Source organism: Pedococcus sp. P2_A3 (genome assembly GCF_056405035.1).
In genome coordinates, this window is sequence record NZ_JBFUCW010000009.1 from 76,725 (window position 1) to 100,462 (window position 23,738).

Genomic DNA, 23,738 nt, shown 5'->3' on the forward strand with positions numbered 1-23,738 from the left:
GGGGATCATGCCCGAACCCATCCAGTACGCCCAACCGCCCGCCGCAGTTCAGCCCGCAGGCGGAATGCTGCTGCCCCCGAGCCCGCCCGGCTACCGCAAGCAGGTGCGGTCGCACCTGCGCCACCCCCTGGAGAACCTCTGCCTGGTCGTCGTGATCCTGGGGTCGTTCCTGGTGTGGGCGATCTCGGGCTACGAGGTCGCCTCCGCGATCATCGACCGCCGACAGCCGGACCCGTACGCCGTGTTCTTCCTGGCCGCTCCCGTGATCATCTACTTCATCCGTGGCCAGCTGTACGCCGGGCTGCGACTGTCCGGGGTCAAGATCTCCCCGACGCAGTACCCGGAGGCGCACCGGATGCTCCTCGACGCCTGCGCCCACTACGGCCTGTCCAAGGTGCCTGACGCCTACGTGGTCCTCGGCAACGGGATGATCAACGCGGCGGCGTCGGGACACGGGTTCCGACGGTTCATCTTCATCTACAGCGACCTGTTCGAGATCGGTGGAGAGGCCCGCAACCCCGATGCGCTGCGCTTCATCCTGGGCCACGAGGTCGGCCACATCGCCGCCGGCCACACCAGCTACTGGCGGGTCCTCGGCATCAGCGGTGCCCAGTGGATCCCCTTCGTCGGGTCGACCCTCAGCCGCAGCCAGGAGTACACCGCCGACAACTTCGGCTACTCCCTCGTCCCGCACGGCAGCGCCGGCGCCATGTCGACGCTCGCCGCGGGCAAGTACCTCAACCGGACCGTCGACGTGAACGCGCTGGCCGACCGTGCCACCACCGAGAAGGGCTTCTTCGTGTGGGTCGTCAACGCCCTCGCGTCGCACCCCGTGCTGGTCTGGCGCTCCCACGCGCTGCGCGACCGCCGGCGCCCCGGCCGGTTGCTGTGGAGGCCGAAGGACCGCCCGTGACGGAGGGGCTCGACTACCGCCACACGACCACACGCCCGGCGTTCGCCGACCTCCCCTCGACGGTACGGGCCGGGATCGAGACCGCCGCCGGTGCCACGGTCGACGTCGCCTTCCCCTCGGTCACGACGGGCTTCACTGGCGCGTATGCCGGGTTGCTGGCGCTGCAGGACGGTCGCCGGGTGTTCGCCAAGGCTGCCGGACCAGCGGCTCCCTTTGCGCTGGAAGCCATTCCGCGCGAAGCACGGATCCTGCGGACCCTTCGTGGCCGCGTGACCGCACCCCTGCTGGTCGGGGCGGCTGCGGCCGACGACTGGCAGGTGCTCGTCCTGGAGGCCATCGACGGACACCTGCCCGGGATGCCGTGGACGGAGCCCGACGCCGAAGCGGCCCACGCTGCCTGCCTGGAGCTCGCAGAGCTCGACTCGTCCTCGGTGGATGAGCTGACCGACACCTCCCTGGCGGCAGACGTGGGCGGCGACCCCACGGCCCTGGCGTGCCTCGACGAGCTCGCGAGCGGTGCCCGGCCCTGGCCGTCCGGCATACCTCCGCTGCCGCCCGGACCCGCACGGGAGCTGGCGAGGCTCGGCGGACTGGCCGCTCGAGCCCTGGTCGGAGACCGGTTGGTCCACAGCGACCTGCGCCCCGACAACATGCTCGTCACCCCTGGCGGACGCGCACGGCTCGTCGACTGGAACTGGGTCACGCGCGGCCCGGCGTGGTGCGACTGGGTGGGCCTGCTGCCGGTGATGGCGCACCACGGGCTGGACGTCGAGCACCGGATGGCGCGCTCACCGCTGCTGGAGGGCGTCGACGACGACGCGGTCGACGCGTTCCTCGCGATCCTCGTGGGCTACTTCGTGGACGCCTGCGTGCAGCCCACGGTGACCGGGTCCCGCAGTGCCGTGCGAGCCCACCAGCGGCACCTGGCGGCCACGTTCACCGCGATGCTGACCCGACGACGCCGCTGGTCCACGACTAGCTGAGCGGAACTGCGCGCCGTCAGGAACAGTGCGGAACACTGGTCGTCGCCCGCCCCAGCAGCCCTCGCTGGGGTCGTGGTCCTTCGGGGGTCGCAGTCCGGCGGGAGTCATCGTCACGGTGGGTTGTCAGACCCTCGCCCTACGATCGAACACGTGTTCGAGTTTGCCGCCGTTGCCGAACCACTCCAGCAGGAGCTGGCTCGGTTGCGCGCGGACGGCAGGACCCGGTCGGTCTCGGAGCTGGTCGCCCTGGTCCAGGACTGCCAGGCCGTGGTGAACCAAGCCACCGCGATCCAGCTCCTGGCCATGGCCCACCTGGCCGCGATCGAGGACGTGGCACTCGAAGACGGCACCGTGGTGGAACAGCACCGTGGGCTGGGCCACCAGCGGCTCGACGCCCCCGCGCTGATCAGCGACCAGCTCGGCCTCAGCGATGCAGCCGCCTGCAGTCGCATGGCCATGGCTGTCGACGTCGTGACCCGGGTGCCGGCCGTCCACGACGCGATGGCGTCCGGCCGACTGGACGGTTACCGCGCCGGGGTCGTGGCCGACGAGCTGCGCGACGCTCCCCCGGAGGTCTGTCGTGAGGTCGTGGCGAGGATCGAGGGGTCGCTGGGCACCGAACCGCCCGCCACGCTCCGTCGCAGGGTGCGACGCGCGCTGGGTGCGGTGGACGCCGACCTCCTGCGGTCGAAGGCAGCGCGGGCACGGGCGGCACGCAGCCTCCGGCGGTGGCCCGGTGACGAGCCGGGCGTCGACACCTGGCTGGGGAGCTTCCCGGTGGAGCAGGCCCGCAGTGGTTGGGCGGTCGTCGACGGCCTGGCTCGTCAGTACGTGCTGGAAGGTCGCGCGAATGGCGTGGACGAGGCCCGCGCCGATGCCTTGATGGACCTGATCCACTCTCGGGCGACGGGCACCTTCGTGGTCCAGCTCGCCGTTCCCGCCGAGCAACTCGCCTCCGCCGAGCAGCCAGAGTCCCGTGGAAGCGACCCGACGACTCGCGACCGCAGCCTCGCCCCCGCCGCGGGGCCCCCGAGAACCACGGTCTCGGCACAGATCCGGGAGGGCGCGGTGGCGACCGTGGCGGGCCTGGGGATGGCCGGTGATGCCGTGGTCCGCCGAGAATGGCTCGAGGACCTTGCCGACCTTGGCCGCGGGAGTGACACCCCCTCGACCCGTGAGCCGGGCGCTGCCGGCACAGGGCGCACGACGCGTGACGCCAGGAGCGGCGCCGTCGCAGTCCACGCGAAGGTGATCGGCTGTCACCCCGACACCGGCGCCTTGGTCCCGACTGCGCCCGGCACGCGCTCGTCGGGGGTTCGCCTGCTCGAGACCGGGGCGTACCGGCCCCCTGCGGCGCTCGTCGATCTGGTCAAGGCCCGCGACGGCCGATGCCGGTTCCCGGGGTGCACCGTGAGCGCCGTGTTCTGCGACCTCGACCACGTCCGTCCATGGCCGTCCGGCGCGACTGAGGCCAACAACCTCATGTGCCTCTGTCGGCGCCACCATCGAGTCAAACAGTCCCTGCGCTGGAGTGCGCGCATCGAGCCGGACGCCACGGTCACCTGGACCGACCCCACGGGGCGGCTGCGCACCACGCTGCCCCTCGACTTCCTTCAGCTCGAGCAGCATCCCGACCACCCGAGTCTGGACCCGTCGCGCATCAACGAGAATCAGCTGGAGGACGGAGCCCCGCGCGGGGGCCACCCGACCGGTGCGTATGCCGGGTCGATGCCAGCCGACGAGGTCGGGGTGCTCTGGTCCACCTGGGAGGACGAGCTGGCCCACCACTTGCTCAGGGTGAAACGCGACCGACGACGAAGGCCGCGTCCGAGACTGACGGTGAGCCGCCCACTCCTCCATCGCCAGGAGCCGGGCCGGCAGGAGGGTCCGCGCCGTGGAGCGCATCCAGCAGGCCGCGACCAGCACGCGCCCAGCGACCAGCACGCGCCCGGCGGGCAGCGCGCGCCCAATGGGCAGCACGCACCCGGCGGCGAGCTGCCGCCGTTCTGACCCAGCGCACCCACGTCCAGGGGCCGCACCCGGAGCCTCACCCGCGACGGCGCAGTCGAGGACCATCAGTGCCACCGACCCGGCTAGCGTGACGGTCATGGCCTCCCTTCGTTCGCGACTGACCCGGCTCTGGCGGCGTGGCGCCCCGCCGGTGCCGCCACTTGCTCCGGCACCGAGGAGGAGCCAGCAGCCCCAGCGCCAGCCCCAGAACCAGCCCCAGAACCAGCCCCAGCGCGACTCGCAGGAGCAGGCCCGGCCCCCTTACCCGGGCGACTTCACCGGGACCCCCGACCTGACGTATGCGCCCACCCCGGACGGGCGACCCGATCCCGGCGAGATCGTGTGGACCTGGGTGCCGTTCGAGGAGGACCACCGCCAGGGCAAGGACCGTCCGGTGCTGCTCATCGCGCGCGACGGGGAGTGGCTACTGGCGCTGATGCTCACCAGCAAGGACCATGACCGCGACCAGGCCCAGGAAGCCAGACAGGGTCGGCACTGGCAGGACATCGGGTCAGGCGACTGGGACAGCAAGGGCCGCCCCAGCGAGGTGCGGGTGGACCGCATCGTGCGGGTGGACCCTCGCGCGGTACGACGCGAGGGCGCGGTGCTCGACCGCGAGCGGTTCGAGGAGGTGGCCGCGGCGGTCCGTGCGGCGAGGTGAGAGCCGGGGGCGAGCTGGGGACGAGTCGGGGACGAGCCAGAGGCCGAGCCGGCGCATACCGACCCGAGCCGGCGGCACACCGACCCGAGCCGGCGGCATACCGACTCGGTATGGCCCCGCAACGCGAAGGGCCGGTCACCCCGTGGGGTGACCGGCCCTTGCTGCCGTGGAGGCGACTCGCGTCAGAGCGAGGCGGCCTTCTTCGCCATGGCCGACTTCTTGTTGGCGGCCTGGTTGGCGTGGATGACGCCCTTGCCAGCGGCCTTGTCGAGCTTCTTGCTGGCGGTCGCGAGGGCATCCTTCGCCGCCGCTGCGTCGCCGGCGTCGACGGCCTTCTGGAACTTGCGGATCCAGGTCTTGAGCTCGCTCTTGACGGCCTTGTTGCGCTCGGTCGCCGTGCGGTTCGTCTTGATCCGCTTGAGCTGGGACTTGATGTTTGCCACAGGTGTGTCTCTCTTGGTTGGTCGGTGGTTGCCGTTAGAGGGCGGCAGAAGCCTCTCGGGACCAGGCGTGGGGCACCTGTGGTTGAGGGGCTCTGGATGAAGCTGCATGCGCGCACGACCATGCGCGCACGCGACGGGTAAATCTACCAGCGAGGAGCCCACTCCCCCAAAACGCCATCGGCTGACGTCACCGACCGGTGCGCGCCCGGGTGATCGTGAGCACCGCGCGCTCGACGGCGTAGACCGGGTCGCGGCCACCGCCCTTGACCTCGAAGTCGGCGTGGGCGACGGCCTGGATGGCCTCGGCCAGACCCTCGGGACCCCATCCGGACAGGCCACGACGCGCCTTGTCGACCTGCCACGGCGCCATCCCGAGCTCGCGGGCGACGTCGGCCGACCGGCCACGGCCCGCTGCCCCGACCTTGACGAGCTGGCGCAGCTGCTGGGCGAGCACCGCGACGATGGGCACCGGGTCGACCCCGGTCGCGATGGCGTGCCGCAGCAGCCGCAGCGCCTCGCCGGCGTTGCCCGCCACCGCCGCGTCGGCCACCTTGAAGCCTGTCGCCTCGACCTTGCCCCCGTGGTAGCGGGTGACGAGGTCCTCGTCGATCGTGCCGGTCGTGTCGGCCACCAGCTGCTGGCAGGCGGAGGCGAGCTCGCGCACGTCCTTGCCGACCGCCTCGATGAGGGCGCGCACCGCATCCGGGGTGGCTCGTCGCCCCGCCGCACGGAACTCGTGCGCGGCGAAGTCGGTCTTGTCACGGTCGGTCTTGATGGCCGGGGCCTCGATGACGCGCGCCTGCGACTTCTTGAGGGTGTCGAGCACCTTCTTGCCACGCTGACCGGACTTGTGGGTGACGACCAGCGTGACCTCGGGATCGGGCGCAGCCAGGAAGGCGAGCAGGTCCTCTTGGAGCTCGTCGGGCGCCTCGTCGAGGTCGGCGACCACGATGCACTTCGACCCCCCGAACAGGGACGGGCTCGCGTGCATGCCCAGCGCGCCGGCCTCGTAGGTCTCCGCGGCCAGGCGGATCACCTCGACGTCCGGGGCAGTGGCCCTCAGGTCGTCGAGGGTGGCGCTCAGGGCGCGGTCGGCGATGACGGCCTCAGGCCCCGAGATCAACACGAGGGGCGGGACGGTTCGCGTCGCGGTGGCGGTCACGGCGCACAGCCTCCCATGACCCACCGACGCCGCCGGGACTGCCGTCCCTCCAGCGGGTCAGCCACCGGGGCAGTACGCGTCACCGGCGGGTAGGTCGGGGTGGATCGCCCCTTCCCGGTCGGCCACCGATCCCGCGGCGGTCCGGCCGGCCCGGACGGCGATGACCTCGGCCAGGATCGCCACCGCGATCTCCCCCGGGGCGTTGGCGCCGATGTCGAGCCCGATCGGCGCGTGCACGGTGGCGAGCGCCTCCTCTGCCACGCCGTGCTCGAGCAACCAGCTCCGTCGGCGTTCCTGGGTGCGGCGCGACCCCATGCCGCCGATGTATGCCGTCCCAGCCTCCAGCCCAGCGCGGATGGCTGGGCCGTCCACGCCGTCATGGTGGCTCGTCACCACGAGGGCGTCGACGTCCGCAGGGACGCTGGGGTCGTCGGTCGAGGTCGTGACCGCCCACCCGAGGGGCGCGGCCAGGGCGACGAGGGCCGCTGCCACCGGTCCGTCGCCGATGACGTGGAGGGCACAGGGTTCGGTCATCCGCCCAGTATCGACCACGGGCCCCCGGCTCGGGTGCCTACTCGAACGCGAGCGTGGCCGCCCCGGTCGCCTCGAGCCCGAGCCCCTTGAGCCGGGCCGCGACCACATCGGCCGGCAGCTCCAGGCTCTCGGCGAGCTCGTCGACCGACAGACCGAGCTCGACTCCGTCGCGCAGCTCCTCGTCGGACTCGGCCGTCCAGGCGTGACCGGCCGTGACCGCCGTTCGAGCCGACTCGGCGGGCGGCGGGGCGTCGGCCACCGGGCGCGGGTGCTCCACCGCGTCCTCGCCGGTGCCGCCGGACGACGTGCCGCCCAAGCTCGCGCCCCCCATGCTCGTGCCGACCAACGCGCCGGTGATCCCCCGCAGCGCCGGCTCGTGCACCTCGACCGGCGGGGCGGCCGTCTCGTCGAGCCGCTGGAGGGCGGCGAGCACCCGCTCGCGGTCAGTGGTCGGCCAGAACGGTGGCAGCGAACGCTGGAGGAACCCGGCATACCGCGCCGTCATCATGCGGGAGTCGAGGAAGGCGACCACACCGCGGTCGTCGGCGCGACGGATGAGCCGGCCGGCGCCCTGCGCCAGCCGGAGCGCGGCATGCGTGGCGGAGACGGCCATGAAGCCGTTGCCGCCCATCCGGGCGATCGCCTGCGAGCGCGCGGAGGACAGCGGGTCATCGGGTCGGGGGAAGGGGATCCGGTCGATGATCACCAGCTGGCAGGCCGAGCCCGGGACGTCGACGCCCTGCCACAGCGTGAGGGTGCCGAAGAGACAGGTGCGGGGGTCACGGGCGAACTGGCGCACCAGGGTCGTGATCTGGTCCTCGCCCTGGCAGAGGAAGCCGATGTCGCCGTCGAACCTCTCCCGCATCGCCTCGGTGGCCTCCTTGGCCGCGCGCATGGACGAGAACAGCCCGAGGGTGCGGCCACCGGCCGCCCGCACCAACGCCTCGATCTCGTCGAGGGTCTGCTCGCTCAGGCCGTCCCGCCCCGGCGCGGGCAGGTGCTGCGCGACGTACGCGATCGCCTGCTGGGGGTAGTCGAACGGACTGCCCACGTCGAGGCCGCGCCACTCCGGCGCCCCCTCGCCGCGCAGCCCCATCGTGCCGGCCACGGCGTCGAACGTGCCGCCCAGCTCGAGCGTCGCGGACGTCATGACCACGGTGCGGTCGCCGAAAACCTTGTCGCGCAACAACATCGCCACGCTCATCGGGGCCACCCGCAACACGGAGCCGCGCCGCTGGTCGCGGCTGACCCACACGACGTCGAGGTCGCGCTGCTCGAGGATGCGTGACGAGTTCTCGAACATCTCGTCGATGGCGGCCTGGGCCACCTTGCGGGCTCCGTCGGGCTCGACGCCCTTCTCCGGCTTCAGCTCGGACTGCACCAGTCGCGTCGTGTCCCTCACCCGCGCGAGGGCGAGCGAGAGCGCGTCGGGTATGCCGTTGAGCTTGCCCTCGGGGAGCTCGTCCAGGACGGACTGGAGGAAGACCGACGCGTCGTCGACGGCCTCGGTGGACTCGGCGAGCCGGCTGGCCCGCTTCGCCGCGGCCGCGACCATCGAGGGGGTGATCTCGTCGGTGATGGTGGACGTCACGCGGTCGACCAGCTCGTGCGCCTCGTCGACGACCAGCAGGTCGTGCTCCGGCAGCATCTGGCGTCCCTCGAACGAGTCGATCGCCATGAACGAGTGGTTGGTGACGATGACGTCGCACTCCTTCGCAGCCTCACGGGACCGCTCGACGAAGCAGTCGGCGAAGGCGGGGCACTTGCTCCCCATGCACTCGTGGGCGCTGACCGACACCTGCCGCCAGGCACGCTCGCTGACCCCGGGCACCAGCTCGTCGCGGTCGCCCGACTCGGTGGTCTCGGCCCACGCACGCAGGCGCACCACCTCCTGGCCGAGCCGGGACGCCGCCCGGTCCACCTCGCCCACCTCGAACAGCCCGTCCTCGTCGTCGGGGAAACCGCCCTCGAGCTTGTGGGCGCACAGGTAGTTGCGACGCCCCTTCACCAGGCCATAGGTCGGCCGCTTCCCGAGCAGCGGGGCGATCGACTCGGCCAGTCGCGGCATGTCGCGGTCGACGATCTGGGCCTGGAGGGCCAGCGTCGCGGTCGCGATGACCGCTGGCTTGCCCGTCTTCTGGGCGTGCATGACCGCCGGGATGAGGTAGGCCAGCGACTTGCCGGTGCCCGTGCCGGCCTGCACCAGCAGGTGCTCGTCCGCGGCCACGGCGTCCTCGACGGCGTGGGCCATCTCGACCTGGCCCGGTCGCTCGACTCCCCCGACTCCCTGGACGGCGGCGTGCAACAGGTCGTCGAGTGAAGCCATTGGGTCAGCGTATGCCGTGACGCGGGTGGGGTGGTCGACCGTCCCCACCGTGCCGCGCACGACCGTGACCCCGGCACCTTCGGAGGGGCCGGGGTCACGCGGGGGCCGCGTCATGTCACCTCTCGTGCACCCAACGGGGTGCCGGCACCCCGTTCCCCGTCAGGTTGTCGCACGCGACGAACTGGGTGCCGACGCGCTCCAGCGTGCAGAAGTAGGTGGCGGTGGATGACGTCGCTGGGGCGTCGATCTTGCCGGGGTCCTGCCGCGCTGCGGCCGGCAGCGCACCGAGCCCCACGACGAGGGCGGTGGCGGCGAGGACCGGCATGACGCGCCAGGCGCGCCGGGTCGAGGTGGTGGCGCCGTGCCGGACGGTGCGGCCCGCGTTCTGGCTTGCGTTCACGGTGTGCTCCTGGTGCTTCGAGAGGTGATCCCTGCTGACACCTCCACGGTCCGGCGAGCGGCACCTGAGCCACATCGGGAGGACCCCCTGAGAAGCGCGGCCGAGCCCCCTCGATTTCCGCTGTCGCCGGCAGTCCGACCGCGACACACTGGAAGACGTGTCACCACCGGAGTCGGCACAGCGCGACGTCTTCGTAGGCCGAGCCGAGGCCCTCGACGAGCTCGCCGCGGCCCTCGCCTCGGCGCGCGCCGGCGAGGGCCGGGCCGTCCTGGTCCTGGGTGACGCCGGAGTGGGCAAGACCCGGCTGGCCCAACACGCGTGCTCCCTGGCCCCGGACTTCCTGGTGCTGAGCGGCGCGTGCCTGGCGATGACCTCGGTGACCGTCCCACTGCTCCCGCTGCGCGCGGCGGTGTCGGCGGTGCTCCCGGGCGAGCGACCGGTGCTGAGCGGGGCGGACGGCGCGCGCACCGCCGAGGAGTTCGACGGGTGGGTGGAGAGCCGCTGTGCCGAACGACCGGTGGCCCTCGTGGTCGACGACCTGCAGTGGGCCGACCCGGGCACCCTCGACATCCTGATGTGGGTCCTGGCCGGGCTGACCCCTCGCCGTCTCGCGCTGATCATGACCGTCCGCCGTGGGGAGCTGGTGGCGGGTCACCCGTTGCACCGCTGGCTGGCCGATGTGCGGCGGCTGCCCGGCTTCGCGGAGATGTCGCTGGGCCCGTTGGGGCTCGAGGAGACCCGCGAGCAGCTCAAGGGCGTGCTCGGCGACGTGCCTCACGAGAGCCTGGTCCGCGAGGTCTTCGGCCGCACCGGCGGCAACGCGTACCTCAACCGGCTGCTGGTGCGAGGCGTGGACCCGGCAGCCACGGTCCTCGGCCCCGGGGTGCCTGACGACCTCGCCTCGGCAGTGCTCAGGGCCTGGCACCGCCTCGACCTGCCCGCCCGCGAGCTGTCGCGGGTGCTGGCGGTCGGCGGGAGGGTCGCCCGCGGGAGGATGCTCGACCACGCCGCGGACCTCGCCGGGGTGAGCGACCTGCGGTCGGCGTTGCGGGACTGCGTGGAGGCCGACCTGCTGGAGGTCGACCGCCACGGTGGGTACTGGTTCCACCACCCGCTCCAGGCCGAGGCCCTCGAGGGCAGCCTCGACGGGCCCGAGCGGCAACGGCTGCACGCCGCCTTCGCCGCCTCCCTGGAGGTGGAGCTGGAGGCGGAGCATCCCGGGTCGTCGCCGGCGGCCGTGCCGTCCGACGACGTCCACCTCGAGACGCTCAGCCTGATCGCCGAGCACCACCACCGAGCCGGCCAGACTGCGCAGGCCCATGACTGGGCGCTGCGGGCCGCTGACCGGGCCGCGGCCACCGGCGCCCGTGAGACCGAGCTGCGCCTGCTCCTGCGCGCGCTGGCCGTCCAGGGCGAGCCGCGGCCGCCGGCCTCGCTGTGGCAGCGGCTCCGCCAGGCCGCCGAGGACGTCGGCGACGTCAAGGAGGAGCTGCTGGCCGTGGAAGCGCTCCTGGCCGATCTCGCGCCCGAGCAGGACCCCGTGGTGGTGAGCGAGCTCCTGGTCCGTCGCCAGCACCTGCGCTTCTCGACGGGACAGGGCTTCCTCGACCCCGTGGAGCTGGGGCGCGCCGTCGAGCTGGCCGCACCTGAGCCCGCCTCGTGGCAGTACGCAGTCGCGCTGGCCGAGCTGGCGCACGCCAGCCTGTGGCAGGACGACCCCGCTGCCCCCGAGTTCGCCACCCGCTCCCTCGAGCGCGCCAGGGCCTGCGCCCACCCCCGGGCACTGGCCTACGCGCTGGCCGCGAACTCGATGCTGGCCGTCTTCGAAGACCGCTTCGACGACGGCCGACGCCTGGGGGGCGAGGCCGTCGCAGCAGCAGCCACGGCACGTGACGGCTGGGCGTTCGTGCACGCCAGCCTCTGGGAGGCCAACTCCGTCGATGGTCCGATCACCCCGCAGTGGCGGTCCATGGTGGGCCGCCGCCGAGTCGAGCTGACCGCCCTGGGCCTGCCGTCCACTTACGTCGCCTGGCTCACGGCCAACGAGGCCTTCGGGCACCTGCACGCCGGGGAGCTCGAGACGTCGGCCCAGCTGATCCGTGAGGCCCTCGGTGCCAGACCGAGCGCGCTCGTCGATGTGCAGAGCCGACTGAATGCCGCGTGGCTGGCAGCGGTACAGGGCCGCATCCACGAGGCGGAAGGGCACCTGGCCCGCGCCGACGAGCTCTTCGCAGAGACGTCGACCTTCCTCGCCTTCGAGTTCGACGCCGTGCGGGCGATGGTGCTCCTGTGCGGCGGTCACCTCCGCGAGGCCGTCGAGGCCGCGGTGTCCGGGACTGCCACACCGGGCGCCCCACCCACCATGTGCGAATGGCTGGTCCCCATCGCGGCGCGAGCCCTGGCCGAGCAGGTGCAGCAGGCCCGTGATGCCGGTCGGGACCCTGCTCCGGAGCTGGCTGAGGTCGACGCACTGACCCGCGCGTTCCCCCACGTGCTGGCCGACAAGGGCGGCCTGACGTCCGGCTATCGCGGCCAGCTGGACGGCCTGCAGGCGATGTACCAGGGAGAGGTGGCTCGGGCGCGACGCGACGTGGCGGCCCCCCGGCGATGGGCCGAGGCGGCCACCGCCCTCCACGGTGTCCTGGCGTGGGAGGAGTGCTACTCACTGTGGCGTCTCGCGGAGTCACTCCTGAGCTCGGGACAGCCACACCGGGACGGTGCGGCGGACGCCCTCAGACGGGGCCACGGGCTGGCCCGCAGGCTCCGTGTTCAGCCGATCGTGGACGAGCTGGAGGCCCTCGCCCGCGGCGCGCGCATCCCGCTGGCGGAGCCACCAGGTGCCGGCGCGGCACCCGCCGTCCCGGCCACCGCGGGCATCACCCCGCGTGAGTCCGAGATCCTCGGCCACATCGTCGCTGGCCGGACGTACGGCGAGATCGCGCGTGCCCTCGTGCTGAGCGAGAAGACCGTCAGCTCGCACGTCAGCCACCTCCTCACCAAGACCGGCACCTCCAACCGGGTCGACCTGGCGCGCTGGGCGACCCGGCGCCACGGCTCCCCGTCACCGACTGACCCCGAGACCGACTGACCCGTCAGTCGCCGCCGTGGACGTGCAGCGGGCCGCCGTCGAGTCGGCGAGCCATCAGCACCTCGTCACGGTCATCTCCGGGAGCGACGCGGATCACGCCCGGCACCCGGCCAACCTCCTGGTAGCCGTGCCGGGCGTAGAACCTCGTCACTCCCGCGCCGCTGCGCGTACTCAGCAGCAGCTGCTCCGCGCCGGCCTCGCGAGCCAGCCGGTGCAGCCCCGCGAGCAGGAGCCCGCCCTGTCCGGAGCCCTGCCGGCCCGGCTCCACCATCACGCGGTAGAGCCAGGGCGCGTGGCGCCGCAACGGGTTCGGACCGACCACGCACCACCCCCACCCGACCAAGGCGCCGTCGGGGTCCCGCAAGGCCCCGGCAAAGCCGTCCCCGTCGGCCATCTGCCGTTCGTGCACCGCGAGGAGCTCGGCGACGGCCGAACGTGGCGCGCCCGGCAGGAACCCGACCGCTCCCCCGGCATCGTTGACGCGCTGCCAGAGGTCGAGCAGCTCCTCACGACCGGTGTCGTCGAGGTCGTCGACGCGGGTCACGCGCGGGGCCTCGAAGACCACGGAGTGGGGCTCGTCGGGGAGGTCATCGGGGAGCACCCGGGTGAGACCGGTTCGCACCAACCCGCTGGCGAGTGCCGTCCGGACCGAGGGGGTGTTGCGCTCCTTCACCAGGGCGCGYACGACCCGACCGGGGTGCCACTCGGTGGCCATCGCGACGGCTGCACGGGCGGCTTCGCGAGCCAGTCCCCGCCCTTGGGCCTCGGCGACGAACCGGTAGTAGAGGTTGAGGTACTCGTCGCGGCGCTGCACGCCCACCCAGCCCAGCGGCATACCGGAGTCGAGGTCACGCGCCACCCAGTAACCGAACCCATGGGTCGCCCAGTGGTCGAGGATCGCGTCGAAGAACTGCGCGTTCGTCTCCGGCGTGCCGAGGACGTGCGGTGCGTGCGTGTAGAGGCGCGGGTCGCTGTGCACCGCCGTGTGGAAGGCGCGATCGTGTTCGGTGGGCCGCGTCAGCGCCAGGCGGGCGGTGCGGGGTTCGGTCTGGTCCTGGGTCACGGTGAGGACGCTATCGAGGGCCAGGCTCGCGAGGGTGCCCCCGGGTGGGAGGATGGCCGGCGATGCCTTCCGCCCCGCCGCTGCCCCTCGACGCCCTGCTGCCCGAGGGGGCCGGGCCCGACGAGGTGTATGCCGCGTTCGAGGGCTGGGCGCGCGACCAGGGCACACCGCTGTACCCCCACCAGGAGGAGGCGCTGATCTCCCTCCTCGCCGGGGAGAACGTCGTCCTCTCGACCCCCACGGGGTCCGGCAAGTCGCTGGTCGCCACCGGTGCCCACCTGGCTGCGCTGGCCAGTGACCGCGTCAGCTTCTACACCGCGCCGATCAAGGCCCTGGTGAGCGAGAAGTTCTTTGCGCTGTGCGAGCTCTTCGGAGCGTCCGAGGTCGGGATGCTGACCGGCGACGCGTCGGTGAACCCGGACGCCCCGATCATCTGCTGCACGGCCGAGATCCTGGCCAACATCGCGCTGCGCGAGGGCGCCGACGCCGATGTGGGGCTGGTGATCATGGACGAGTTCCACTTCTACGCCGAGCCCGACCGCGGGTGGGCCTGGCAGGTCCCGCTGCTCGAGCTGCCCCAGGCGCAGTTCATCCTGATGTCCGCCACGCTCGGCGACCTGACCGAGCTGTCCGAGGACCTGAGTCGTCGCACGGGCCGACCCACCGCCCTCGTGACCGGCACCGAGCGACCCGTGCCGCTGAGCTTCAGCTGGGCCCTCACTCCCCTGCCGGAGACCATCGAGGAGCTGCTGACGACCCACCAGTCCCCGGTGTACGTCGTGCACTTCACCCAGGCGGCGGCGCTGGAACAGGCTCAGGCGCTCCTGTCGCTCAAGGGCACCGTCAAGGCGGACCGGGCCGCCATCGCGGAGCGGATCGGCGGCTTCCGGTTCACTGCGGGATTCGGGCGCACGCTGTCGACCCTGGTCCGCTCCGGCATCGGGGTGCACCACGCCGGCATGCTCCCGCGCTACCGCAGGCTGGTCGAGCAGCTCGCCCAGGACGGGCTGCTCAAGGTCATCTGCGGCACCGACACCCTCGGCGTCGGCATCAACGTGCCGATCCGCACCGTCCTGTTCACCGGCCTGGTGAAGTTCGACGGGTCACGACAGCGGATCCTCAAGGCCCGTGAGTTCCACCAGATCGCCGGGCGCGCGGGCCGCGCCGGGTTCGACACCAGCGGTTCGGTGGTCGTGCAGGCGCCCGAGCACGTCATCGACAACGCCCGGGCCATCGCCAAGGCGGGCGACGACCCGAAGAAGCTCAAGAAGGTGCAGCGCCGCAAGCCCGCCGACGGCGAGGTCTCCTGGACCGAGCAGACCTACGACAAGCTCGTCGCGGCCGACCCCGAGCCGCTGGTGTCCCGCATGCGGGTCGACCACTCGATGATCCTCAACGTCGTGCAGCGCCCGGGTGACCCCGTGCGCGCCCTGAGCCACCTGCTGCGCGACAACCACGAGACGCCTCGCAACCAGGCCCGGCTGTGCCGGCGGGCCATCACCCTCGGCAAGAGCATGCTGGACACCGGGGTCCTGCAACGGGTCTCGCCGCTCGACGCCGACGGTCGCGGGGTGCGCCTCAGCCCCGACGTCTCGGACGACTTCGCCCTCAACCAACCGCTTGCTCCTCTTGCCCTCGCGGCCTTCGACGTCCTCGACCCGGAGTCGCCGACCCACGCGCTCGACGTGGTCTCGGTCATCGAGGCGATCCTCGACGACCCGCGCCAGGTGCTCATGGCCCAGCTCCACAAGGCCAAGGGTGAGGCCGTCGCCGAGATGAAGGCCGACGGCGTGGAGTACGAGGAGCGGATGGCCCTGCTCGAGGACGTGACCTGGCCACGCCCGCTGGCCGACCTCCTCGAGGCGACCTTCGAGATCTTCCGGCAGAGCCACCCCTGGGTGTCCGAGTCCGCCCTGTCCCCCAAGTCCGTCGTCCGTGACATGTACGAGCGGGCGATGACCTTCACCGAGTTCGTCTCCACCTACCAGCTGGCGCGGTCCGAGGGACTCGTGCTCCGCTACCTGACCGACGCCTACCGCACGCTCCGCCAGACGGTGCCTGCCGCCCACCGCAGCGAGCAGTTCGACGACCTCTTCGAGTGGCTCGGCGAGACCGTCCGCCAGACCGACTCATCGCTGCTCGACGAGTGGGAGGCGTTGTCGGACCCCGACGCCAACGAGCGGCTCGAGGAGCTCGAGGGCCTGGCCGCGCACGGTGGCACCCGTCCGACCCGCCCGATCACGGCGAACGAGCGCGCCTTCCGGGTGATGGTCCGCAACGCCATGTTCCGCCGGGTGGAGCTGGCCAGCCGCGACAGGTTCGAGGAGCTGGCCGCCCTCGACGAGGGAGACCTGGACGAGGCCGCGTGGGACGAGGCCCTCGGCGCGTACTACGCCGACCACGACAGCATCGCCACCGACTCCGAGGCGCGCGGTCCGCAGCTCTTCGCGGTCACCGCCGCGCCCGCTGGGCGCCGCTGGGAGGTGCGCCAGACACTGCACGACCCCTCGGGCGACCACGACTGGGTGATCGAGGCGTGGGTCGACCTCGACGCCTCCGACGAGGCCGGCGAACCGGTGGTGCTCACCCAGGCGATGCGGCGCCTCTGACCCCACTCGTGGTCAGGGGTGTCGGGTCAGCAGCTCCCTGAGGCTGGTGGCCGGCCGCCCGGTCAGCCGCGGCACGGCATCGGAGACGGCCGCGACCTCACCCGCCGCGATCGCCGTGTAGGTGGACACCCACGCCTCCACCTGCCAGTCGGGTGCGCCGTACGACGCGCGGGAGGCGTAGGCCTCCGGCAGCGTCTCGTCGAGGAAGCGGGTCGGCCGGCCCGTGACCTCCTCGATGACCGCGGCCGCCTCGGCCAGGGTGAGGGCCTCCGGACCGGTGAGGTCGTATGCCGCGTCGGCGTGCGCACCGGGGTCGGCGAGGACCACCGCCGCGACGGCCGCGACGTCGTCGCGCGCGACGGCTGCCACCCGCCCCTCGCCGGCGGGGCCGCAGATCACGCCGTCCTGGGCCATCAGCGGCAGGAAGTCTGCGTAGAAGCTGTCGCGCAGGAACGTGAAGTCGAGCCCCGCCTCGCGAATGGCCTGCTCGGTCGCCCAGTGGTCGCGTCCGAGTGTGAAGGTGCAGTCCGCCGCCGCACCCTGGAACGACGTGTAGACGACGTGCCGGACCCCCGCCGTCGCTGCGGCGCGCACCAGGGCCCGGTGCTGGTCGAGCCGGTCGACCGCCTCGGACGCCGAGACCATGAGCAGCGTGTCGACCCCCGCCAGGGCGCGGGCGGCACCCTCGGGGTCGGCGAAGTCGCAGGCGCGCACCTCGTCCCGCGGACCGGCGGTCACCTTGGCCGGTGTCCGAGCCAACAGCACGAGCGGGCCGGCGTCTGGTGCGGTCTCGGCCAGCAGTGCCCGCACCCGGCTCCCCACGTGGCCGGTCACTCCGGTCAGTCCGATCGTCATGGTTCGAGCGTAGACACCGACCCCTGGTCGTGCGCGCCCAGCTCGAGGGTCATGAACACACTGAACTCGTCCTCGACGTAGGGACCGAAGGGACCGGACGGCGTGAACCCGTACGCGGCATACATGGCCCGGGCCGGGGCGAACTCCTCCGGCGAGCCGGTCTCGAGGCTCAGCCGGGTGTAGCCCCGTCGGCGGGCCTCGGCCACGACGTGCTCGAGGAGCGCCGCGGCGACACCACGACGGCGGTGCGCCGCAGCCGTGCGCATCGACTTGAGCTCGCCGTGGGCGGGGTCCAGCTCGCGCAGCGCGGCGCAGCCCAGCACCGCGTCACCCTCCCAGAGGCTCCAGAACGAGAGGTCGGGCGTCCGCAGCCGGTCGAGGTCGAGGGCGTGCACGCTCTCGGGTGGGGAGTAGCGACGCATCTCCTCGAGGTGCTCGGCGAGCAGGGCGGCGACCTGAGGCGTGTCGAGCCCGCCCGGGCGGAGGTCCACGGCGACCGGGCGGGCTCAGGCGGCGAACGCCGCGAGCTCGCCGGCCAGGTCGGGGTGCACCCGGGCCTTGAGCAGGGTGCCGTGGCCGGTGTGCTCGCTCGAGATGACCTCGGCCTCCTGGTGGAGTCGACTCACGAGGTCTCCACGGTCGTAGGGCACCAGCACCTCGACGTCGATGGTCGGCCGCGGCAGCTCGTCGGCGATGAGGGCGCGCAGCTCGTCGATCCCGGCGCCGGTGCGGGCCGAGACCACGATCGAGTGCTTCTCGTGGCGCTGGATCCGGTCGAGCACCTCGGGGTCGGCGGCGTCGGCCTTGTTGACGACGATCACCTCACGCACCGACGCCGCGTCGACATCGGCGAGCACGGCGCGGACCGCGCTGATCTGGCCCTCGGGGTCGGGGTGCGAGCCGTCGACGACGTGCAGCAGCAGGTCGGCGCCGCCCACCTCTTCGAGGGTCGAGCGGAAGGCCTCGACCAGCTGGGTCGGCAGCTGGCGCACGAAGCCGACGGTGTCGGCGAGCGTGTAGAGACGACCGTCCTCGGTCTCGGCGCGACGGACGGTCGGGTCGAGGGTCGCGAACAGCTGGTTCTCGACGAGCACGCCCGCCCCGGTCAGCCGGTTGAGCAGCGAGGACTTGCCCGCGTTGGTGTAGCCGGCGATCGCCACGCTCGGCACCTCGTTCGCCTTGCGGGAGAGCCGACGGGTGTCGCGGCTCGTCTTCATCTCCTTGATCTCGCGACGGAGCTTGGCCATGCGCGTGTTGATCCGTCGACGGTCGAGCTCGATCTTCGTCTCACCCGGACCACGCGAACCCATGCCCTGGCCACCGGCGGCCTGGCCACCGGCCTGCCGTGACATCGACTCACCCCAACCACGCAGGCGCGGCAGGAGGTACTGCAGCTGGGCCAGCTCCACCTGCGCCTTGCCCTCCTTCGACTTCGCGTGCTGGGCGAAGATGTCGAGGATCAGGGCGGTGCGGTCGATGACCTTGACCTTGACGACGTCCTCGAGCGCGCGGCGCTGGCTGGGGGTCAGCTCGGTGTCGCAGATGACGGTGTCGGCGCCCTCCGCGATGACGATGTCGCGCAGCTCGATGGCCTTGCCGGAGCCCAGGTAGGTGCCGGTGTCGGGCTTCGCGCGGCGCTGCACCAGCCCGGCGAGCACGGTCGAGCCCGCGGTCTCGGCGAGGGCGGCGAGCTCGCGCAGGGAGTTGTCGGCGTCCTCCGCCGTCCCCTCGGTCCAGACCGCGGCGAGCACCACGCGCTCGAGGCGCAGCTGGCGGTACTCGACTTCGGTGATGTCCTCCAGCTCGGTGGACAGCCCCGCGACCCGGCGCAACGCCGCTCGGTCCTCGCGGTCGTACTGGTCGCCGTCGTAGCCAGCCCCGTCACCGGTGAGGACCTCGTCCTCGGTCGCCAGCGCGGTGGCCTTCAGGTCAAAGATGTCTGATCGCTTCAGTGTCATGTCCCCTCAAGAATCTCACCATGCCAACAACCACGGCGACTGCTTTATGTCCTCGTCACCTCGCTGGGCACGGATCAAGTATCGACCACTGCGACCCGTTGCCGTCCGGCCGTCTACCGTTGGCCCCGATGAGCACGCAGGATCACTACTTCACGGCCGAGCCGGCCAGCCCCGCCCAGCAGCGCACGATCACCGTGCGGCTCGCGGGGCGCACCGTCGAGGTGCGCTCGGCCGCGGGGATCTTCAGCCCCGCCGGAGTCGACCAGGGCACTGCCGTGCTGCTGCGCCACGCCCCCGCACCGCCGACCCAGGGCAGCCTGCTCGACCTGGGCTGTGGTTGGGGCCCGATCGCCCTCACCCTCGCGCTCCGGTCGCCCGAGGCGACCGTGTATGCCGTGGACGTCAACGAGCGTGCGCTCGACCTGCTCCGCAGCACGGCGGCGTCGCTGGGACTCGACCGGCTGCACGCGAGCCAGCCGGACGGCATACCCGAGGACGTGCGGTTCGACGCGATCTGGTCGAACCCTCCCATCCGGGTGGGCAAGGCGGTGCTCCACGAGCTGATGCTCACCTGGCTCCCCCGGCTGGCCCCGGGAGGGGTGGCTCACCTCGTGGTGCAGAAGAACCTGGGCTCCGACTCGCTGCAGCGCTGGCTGGGCGAGCACCTCGACCCGAGTGAGTACACGGTGTCCCGGTTCACCTCGGACAAGGGCTTCCGGATCCTCGAGGTCCGCCGCGCCGCGGGTTAGAGCAGGTCGGTCGTGCCGTCGGCCACGAGGGCGGCCGGCCCGGCCAGCTCGACCTCCTGGCCCGGCAGCGCGCGCACCCGCAGCCGCCCGCCCGGCACGTCGACGGTCCAGGTGTCGGTGACGTCACCGGCCCAGAACCGGGTCGCCAGCGCGGCGGCGGCCGCACCGGTGCCACACGAGCGGGTCTCCCCCACGCCCCGCTCGTGGACGCGCATGCGCAGGTGACCGGCGCCCATCGGGCGGACGAACTCGACGTTGGTGCCGTGCTCGGGCAGCGGGTTCACCACCGGCGGCAGGTGGAGGTCGAGGGCGTCGAGGTCGACGGTCTCCGGCAGGGCCACCACGGTGTGGGGGTTGCCGAGGTCGAGCGACAGGGCGGAGAGGGGCTCGTGGCGCTCGAGGTGGACCAAGGCGTCGAAGCCCTCCTCGTCGGCGATGACCGGCTGCGCCAGCCGCCAGGGCCCGAGGTTCACCGCGATCAGCTCGGGCGTCTCGAACCGCACCACCTTGGTGCCGGCCCGCGTCGCGATGGCGAACTCGTCGGCGGTCTCGAGGCCCTCGCGACGCAGGTAGGCGGCGAACACCCGGGTGCCGTTGCCGCACATCTCCGCCACGCTGCCGTCGGCGTTGCGGTAGTCCATGAACCAGCGCGCCCCCGCCGCCTGCGACAGCACCCCGGCCTCGGTCGCCAGGGCCGTCGGGACGACGCGGATGACGCCGTCGCCCCCGATCCCGGCGCGGCGATCGGCGAGCCTGGCCGCCTGCTGCGCCGTCAGGTCGCGGACGCCCTCGAGGTCCGGGACGAGGACGAAGTCGTTCTCGGTGCCGTGGCCCTTGGTGAAGGCGGTCTGGTCAGCCATGCGCACCATTGTCGCTGATCGCGGCCCGCACCAGCGCCACCGCCCGGTCGGCGAGGTCCGGCGCCCGGGCGTCGAGCCAGGTGATCCGGGGGTCGGGGTTGAACCACGACTCCTGCCGCCGCACGAGCCGCCGGGTCAGCCTGGTGGTCTCCTCCTGCGCCTCGTCGGTCGTCAGCCGGCCGTCGAGCTCGGCCAGCGCCTGGGCGTAACCCAGCGCTCGCGAGGCCGTCCTGCCCGCACGCAGCCCCACCGCCTCCAGGCGCCGCACCTCCTCGAGAAGCCCCTGCTCCCACATCCGCCGCACCCGCATGGCCACCCTCTGGTCGAGTTCCTCGCGCGGCATCCGCAGGCCCACCAGCACGGTCGGCTGCAGGAAGGTGCGAGCCGGCAGGGTCGCCGAGAACGGCCGGCCGGTCAGCTCGATGACCTCCAGGGCGCGCACGATGCGCCGCGTGTTGCCCGGCTCGATGGCCGCGGCCGCGCGCGGGTCGAGGTCGCGCAGTCGCGCGCGCAGCACCGCGGGACCGACCTCGTCGGCCTCGCGCTCGAGTCGGGTCCGGATCTCGGCATCGGTCGGCGGGATGTCGAGCACGTCGAGTGCGGCGCGCACGTAGAGGCCGGACCCGCCGGCGAGCACCGGGTGGAGCCCCCGACCCCGGATCGCCGCGATGTCCTCGCGGGCCGCCGCCTGGTAGGCGGCGACGCTGGCCTCCTGCACGACGTCGAGCACGTCCAGCTGGTGGTGCGGTATGCCGCGTCGCTCGGCGAGCGGCAGCTTGGCGGTGCCGATGTCCATGCCGCGGTAGAGCTGGCTGGCATCCGCACCGACCACTTCTCCGCCGAGCGATTCCGCGAGGTCGAGCGCCAGGTCGGACTTGCCCGTCGCAGTGGGGCCGACGACGCCGATGACCAGTGGCATCGTCATGGGTTGGCGGTCATCGGGTCACAGGTCGTGCTCGTGGTCGTGGTCCTCGTCGTGGCCGAACGGGTCGGGGTCCACCCCGGGGTGCCAGGTGAAGCCGGGCTTGCCCCACCCCTGCTTCTTGACGGCCTTGCGGGCCTTCCTGCCCCACCGCTCGTTGAGCCGGTCGACGTAGAGGAAGCCGTTGAGGTGGTCGTACTCGTGCTGCATGCAGCGGGCGAACCAGCCGCTCGCCTCGAAGGACAGCTCTGTGCCGTCGACGTCGTACCCGGTCACGGTCGCCCGATCCCCCCGCTTGAGGGGGAAGCTCTCGCCCGGCACCGAGAGGCAGCCCTCGGCCTCGTCGTGCGGGTCGGGCTCGTCGAGCGAGGGCTTCGTCGAGGTGACGTAGGGGTTGACGATGGCGCCACGCGCCGGCACGCCGTCGTCGTTGTCCATCTGCCAGGTGAAGACCCGCAGCCCGACCCCGATCTGGGGGGCGGCCAGGCCCACGCCGTGGGCCGCGTCCATGGTCTCGAACATGTCAGCGACCAGCTCGCGCAGGTCGTCGTCGAACCTCTCCACGGGTTCGGCACGACGATGGAGCACCGGCTCACCGGTGATGACGATGGGGCGAACTGTCATGCGCGGGAGTCTCTCAGATCACCCGCAGGAGTGGTTCACCCGCACGTGACCGGCGCGGTGCCCGGTCGCCCCACGCCCGGCATACCCAGGGAGACGGCCGGCTTGCCGGGGACCGGAGCGTCCTGCAGGGCCGCCCACGCATCGCCCCCGGAGGTGCGGCGGAGCGAGTAGCTGCCGCCCTCGAGCGCCGCGTCGGCCACCAGGTGGTGCGGTGCGCCGTAGGTCACCCCCACGGTCACCATGTCGCCGGGCCGCGGTCGCTCGGCTCCCTCGGGCACCGCGAAGTGCACCAGCCGGTTGTCGCGAGCCCGGCCGGACAGACGGTGCGTCGCGGTGTCCTTGCGGCCTTCGCCGGTGGCCACCAGCACCTCGACGTCTCGACCCTCGACCCTGCGGTTCTCGGCCCAGGAGATCTCCTCCTGGGCCGCGAGGAGCCGCTCGTAGCGCTCCTGCACGACGGCCTTGGGCAGCTGGTCGGGCATCGTCGCGGCGGGGGTGCCGGGGCGGATGGAGTACTGGAAGGTGAACGCGCTCGCGAACCGCGACTCACGGACCACTCGCAGGGTCTCCTCGAAGTCGGCCTCCGTCTCGCCCGGGAAGCCGACGATGATGTCGGTCGTGATCGCGGCGTCCGGGATCTGCTCGCGCACCCGGTCGATGATCCCGAGGAACTTGTCGCTGCGGTAGGACCGCCGCATCGCCTTCAGCACCCGGTCCGAGCCCGACTGGAGCGGCATGTGCAGGCTCGGCATGACGTTGGGCGTCTCGGCCATCGCGGTGATGACATCGTCGGTGAAGGCGGCCGGGTGGGGGCTCGTGAAGCGCACCCGCTCGAGCCCCTCGATGTCGCCACAGGCCCGCAGCAGCTTGCCGAAGGCCAACCGGTCACCGAACTCGACGCCGTAGGTGTTGACGTTCTGGCCGAGCAACGTCACCTCGACGACGCCCTGCTGGACCAGCGCCTCGACCTCCGCGAGCACGTCGCCGGGGCGTCGGTCGGCCTCCTTGCCGCGCAGGCTGGGGACGATGCAGAACGTGCAGGTGTTGTTGCACCCCACCGAGATCGACACCCACCCGGCGTAGGCCGAGTCGCGTCGGGTCGGCAGCGTGCTCGGGAAGACCTCGAGGCTCTCGAGGATCTCGACCTCCGCGCGCTTGTTGTGGCGGGCCCGGTCGAGCAGGGCCGGCAGGCTGCCGATGTTGTTGGTGCCGAAGACGACGTCCACCCAGGGCGCCCTCTGCACGATGGTCGCGCGGTCCTTCTGGGCCATGCAGCCCCCGACCGCGATCTGCATGTCGGGGTTCTTCGTCTTGGCGGGGCGCAGCTGCCCGAGGTTGCCGTAGAGCTTGTTGTCGGCGTTCTCGCGGACGGCGCAGGTGTTGAAGACCACGACATCGGCGGCCTCGGGCCGAGCGCTCGCAGGCAGGCTGTTGACGTCGACGTAGCCGGCCGTCTCCAGCAGCCCGGCGAGGCGCTCGGAGTCGTGCACGTTCATCTGGCACCCGTGGGTGCGGACGTCGTAGGTCTTGGCTGCGCTCAGGGGCGCGGTGGCGTGCGTGGGCGTGGCAGTCATGGCA

20 protein-coding genes are annotated in these 23,738 nt (G+C 72.4%); 7 read left to right on the forward strand and 13 right to left on the reverse strand.

Annotation, left to right across the window (positions count from 1 at the left end):
* The first annotated feature begins 7 nt into the window (after positions 1-7).
* The 4 genes from AC1DX8_RS09545 (at position 8) to AC1DX8_RS09560 (ending at position 4,567) form a co-directional block, all read left to right on the forward strand.
* Entirely contained in the window at positions 8-913 is a 906-nt protein-coding gene (locus AC1DX8_RS09545; protein ID WP_477629686.1) for a M48 family metallopeptidase, read from the forward strand.
* Entirely contained in the window at positions 910-1,896 is a 987-nt protein-coding gene (locus AC1DX8_RS09550) for a phosphotransferase family protein (protein ID WP_477629687.1), read from the forward strand. The genes AC1DX8_RS09545 and AC1DX8_RS09550 overlap by 4 nt, the downstream gene beginning before the upstream one ends.
* 150 nt (positions 1,897-2,046) lie before the next feature.
* The gene (locus tag AC1DX8_RS09555; RefSeq protein WP_477629688.1) at positions 2,047-3,906 is read left to right on the forward strand and encodes an HNH endonuclease signature motif containing protein; all 1,860 of its coding nucleotides are present in this window, start codon (positions 2,047-2,049) and stop codon (positions 3,904-3,906) included.
* Positions 3,907-4,003: 97 nt separating this feature from the next.
* Positions 4,004-4,567 carry a type II toxin-antitoxin system PemK/MazF family toxin gene (locus AC1DX8_RS09560; protein ID WP_477629689.1) on the forward strand — a complete coding sequence of 188 codons (564 nt, stop codon included), beginning with the start codon at positions 4,004-4,006 and terminating at the stop codon, positions 4,565-4,567.
* A 182-nt stretch (positions 4,568-4,749) separates the two neighbouring features.
* On the opposite strand, the gene rpsT is transcribed toward AC1DX8_RS09560, so the two are convergent.
* The 5 genes from rpsT to AC1DX8_RS09585 all read right to left on the reverse strand — a co-directional run bounded on the left by rpsT (position 4,750) and on the right by AC1DX8_RS09585 (position 9,432).
* The gene (gene rpsT, locus AC1DX8_RS09565; protein WP_056923530.1) at positions 4,750-5,010 is read right to left on the reverse strand and encodes a 30S ribosomal protein S20; all 261 of its coding nucleotides are present in this window, start codon (positions 5,008-5,010) and stop codon (positions 4,750-4,752) included.
* Positions 5,011-5,197: 187 nt separating this feature from the next.
* Entirely contained in the window at positions 5,198-6,172 is a 975-nt protein-coding gene (gene holA, locus AC1DX8_RS09570) for a DNA polymerase III subunit delta (protein WP_477629690.1), read from the reverse strand.
* A 57-nt stretch (positions 6,173-6,229) separates the two neighbouring features.
* Positions 6,230-6,706 carry an XdhC family protein gene (locus AC1DX8_RS09575; protein WP_477629691.1) on the reverse strand — a complete coding sequence of 159 codons (477 nt, stop codon included), beginning with the start codon at positions 6,704-6,706 and terminating at the stop codon, positions 6,230-6,232.
* Between the two features lie 37 nt (positions 6,707-6,743).
* On the reverse strand, positions 6,744-9,032 hold the full coding sequence (locus AC1DX8_RS09580; RefSeq protein ID WP_477629743.1) for an ATP-dependent DNA helicase: 2,289 nt from the start codon (positions 9,030-9,032) through the stop codon (positions 6,744-6,746).
* A gap of 115 nt (positions 9,033-9,147) precedes the next feature.
* Entirely contained in the window at positions 9,148-9,432 is a 285-nt protein-coding gene (locus tag AC1DX8_RS09585; RefSeq protein ID WP_477629692.1) for a hypothetical protein, read from the reverse strand.
* Between the two features lie 157 nt (positions 9,433-9,589).
* Between AC1DX8_RS09585 and AC1DX8_RS09590 the strand changes: the two genes are divergently transcribed.
* Positions 9,590-12,520 carry a helix-turn-helix transcriptional regulator gene (locus tag AC1DX8_RS09590; RefSeq protein WP_477629693.1) on the forward strand — a complete coding sequence of 977 codons (2,931 nt, stop codon included), beginning with the start codon at positions 9,590-9,592 and terminating at the stop codon, positions 12,518-12,520.
* A 4-nt stretch (positions 12,521-12,524) separates the two neighbouring features.
* On the opposite strand, the gene AC1DX8_RS09595 is transcribed toward AC1DX8_RS09590, so the two are convergent.
* A complete protein-coding gene (locus AC1DX8_RS09595; RefSeq protein WP_477629694.1) occupies positions 12,525-13,583 on the reverse strand; it encodes a GNAT family N-acetyltransferase in 1,059 nt (352 codons plus the stop codon).
* 62 nt (positions 13,584-13,645) lie between these two features.
* Between AC1DX8_RS09595 and AC1DX8_RS09600 the strand changes: the two genes are divergently transcribed.
* The gene (locus tag AC1DX8_RS09600) at positions 13,646-16,192 is read left to right on the forward strand and encodes a DEAD/DEAH box helicase (RefSeq protein ID WP_477629695.1); all 2,547 of its coding nucleotides are present in this window, start codon (positions 13,646-13,648) and stop codon (positions 16,190-16,192) included.
* Between the two features lie 12 nt (positions 16,193-16,204).
* Here AC1DX8_RS09600 and AC1DX8_RS09605 read toward each other — a convergent pair whose 3' ends face one another.
* From AC1DX8_RS09605 to hflX, 3 genes are read right to left on the reverse strand one after another with little or no spacing between them, the layout of a single operon-like run.
* Positions 16,205-17,047 carry an NAD(P)H-binding protein gene (locus tag AC1DX8_RS09605; protein WP_477629696.1) on the reverse strand — a complete coding sequence of 281 codons (843 nt, stop codon included), beginning with the start codon at positions 17,045-17,047 and terminating at the stop codon, positions 16,205-16,207.
* Entirely contained in the window at positions 17,044-17,538 is a 495-nt protein-coding gene (locus tag AC1DX8_RS09610; RefSeq protein ID WP_477629697.1) for a GNAT family N-acetyltransferase, read from the reverse strand. The genes AC1DX8_RS09605 and AC1DX8_RS09610 overlap by 4 nt, the downstream gene beginning before the upstream one ends.
* Positions 17,539-17,553: 15 nt before the next feature.
* The gene (gene hflX / locus AC1DX8_RS09615; RefSeq protein WP_477629698.1) at positions 17,554-19,005 is read right to left on the reverse strand and encodes a GTPase HflX; all 1,452 of its coding nucleotides are present in this window, start codon (positions 19,003-19,005) and stop codon (positions 17,554-17,556) included.
* A 128-nt stretch (positions 19,006-19,133) separates the two neighbouring features.
* On the opposite strand from hflX, the gene AC1DX8_RS09620 reads away from it, so the two are divergent.
* The gene (locus tag AC1DX8_RS09620) at positions 19,134-19,754 is read left to right on the forward strand and encodes a class I SAM-dependent methyltransferase (RefSeq protein ID WP_477629699.1); all 621 of its coding nucleotides are present in this window, start codon (positions 19,134-19,136) and stop codon (positions 19,752-19,754) included.
* Here the strand turns inward: AC1DX8_RS09620 and dapF are convergent.
* From dapF to miaB, 4 genes are read right to left on the reverse strand one after another with little or no spacing between them, the layout of a single operon-like run.
* Positions 19,751-20,614, reverse strand: coding sequence for a diaminopimelate epimerase (dapF, locus tag AC1DX8_RS09625; protein WP_477629700.1), 864 nt, complete (start codon positions 20,612-20,614; stop codon positions 19,751-19,753). The two genes, AC1DX8_RS09620 and dapF, sit on opposite strands and share 4 nt — an antisense overlap.
* Positions 20,607-21,539 (reverse strand): tRNA (adenosine(37)-N6)-dimethylallyltransferase MiaA, encoded by a 933-nt coding sequence (miaA, locus tag AC1DX8_RS09630; protein ID WP_477629701.1) that lies wholly within the window; start codon positions 21,537-21,539, stop codon positions 20,607-20,609. The genes dapF and miaA overlap by 8 nt, the downstream gene beginning before the upstream one ends.
* An 18-nt stretch (positions 21,540-21,557) precedes the next feature.
* Positions 21,558-22,160: a peptide deformylase gene (gene def, locus AC1DX8_RS09635; RefSeq protein WP_477629702.1), complete on the reverse strand. Its 603-nt coding sequence runs from the start codon at positions 22,158-22,160 to the stop codon at positions 21,558-21,560.
* A gap of 35 nt (positions 22,161-22,195) precedes the next feature.
* Positions 22,196-23,734 carry a tRNA (N6-isopentenyl adenosine(37)-C2)-methylthiotransferase MiaB gene (miaB, locus tag AC1DX8_RS09640; protein ID WP_477629703.1) on the reverse strand — a complete coding sequence of 513 codons (1,539 nt, stop codon included), beginning with the start codon at positions 23,732-23,734 and terminating at the stop codon, positions 22,196-22,198.
* Between the last annotated feature and the right edge of the window lie 4 nt (positions 23,735-23,738).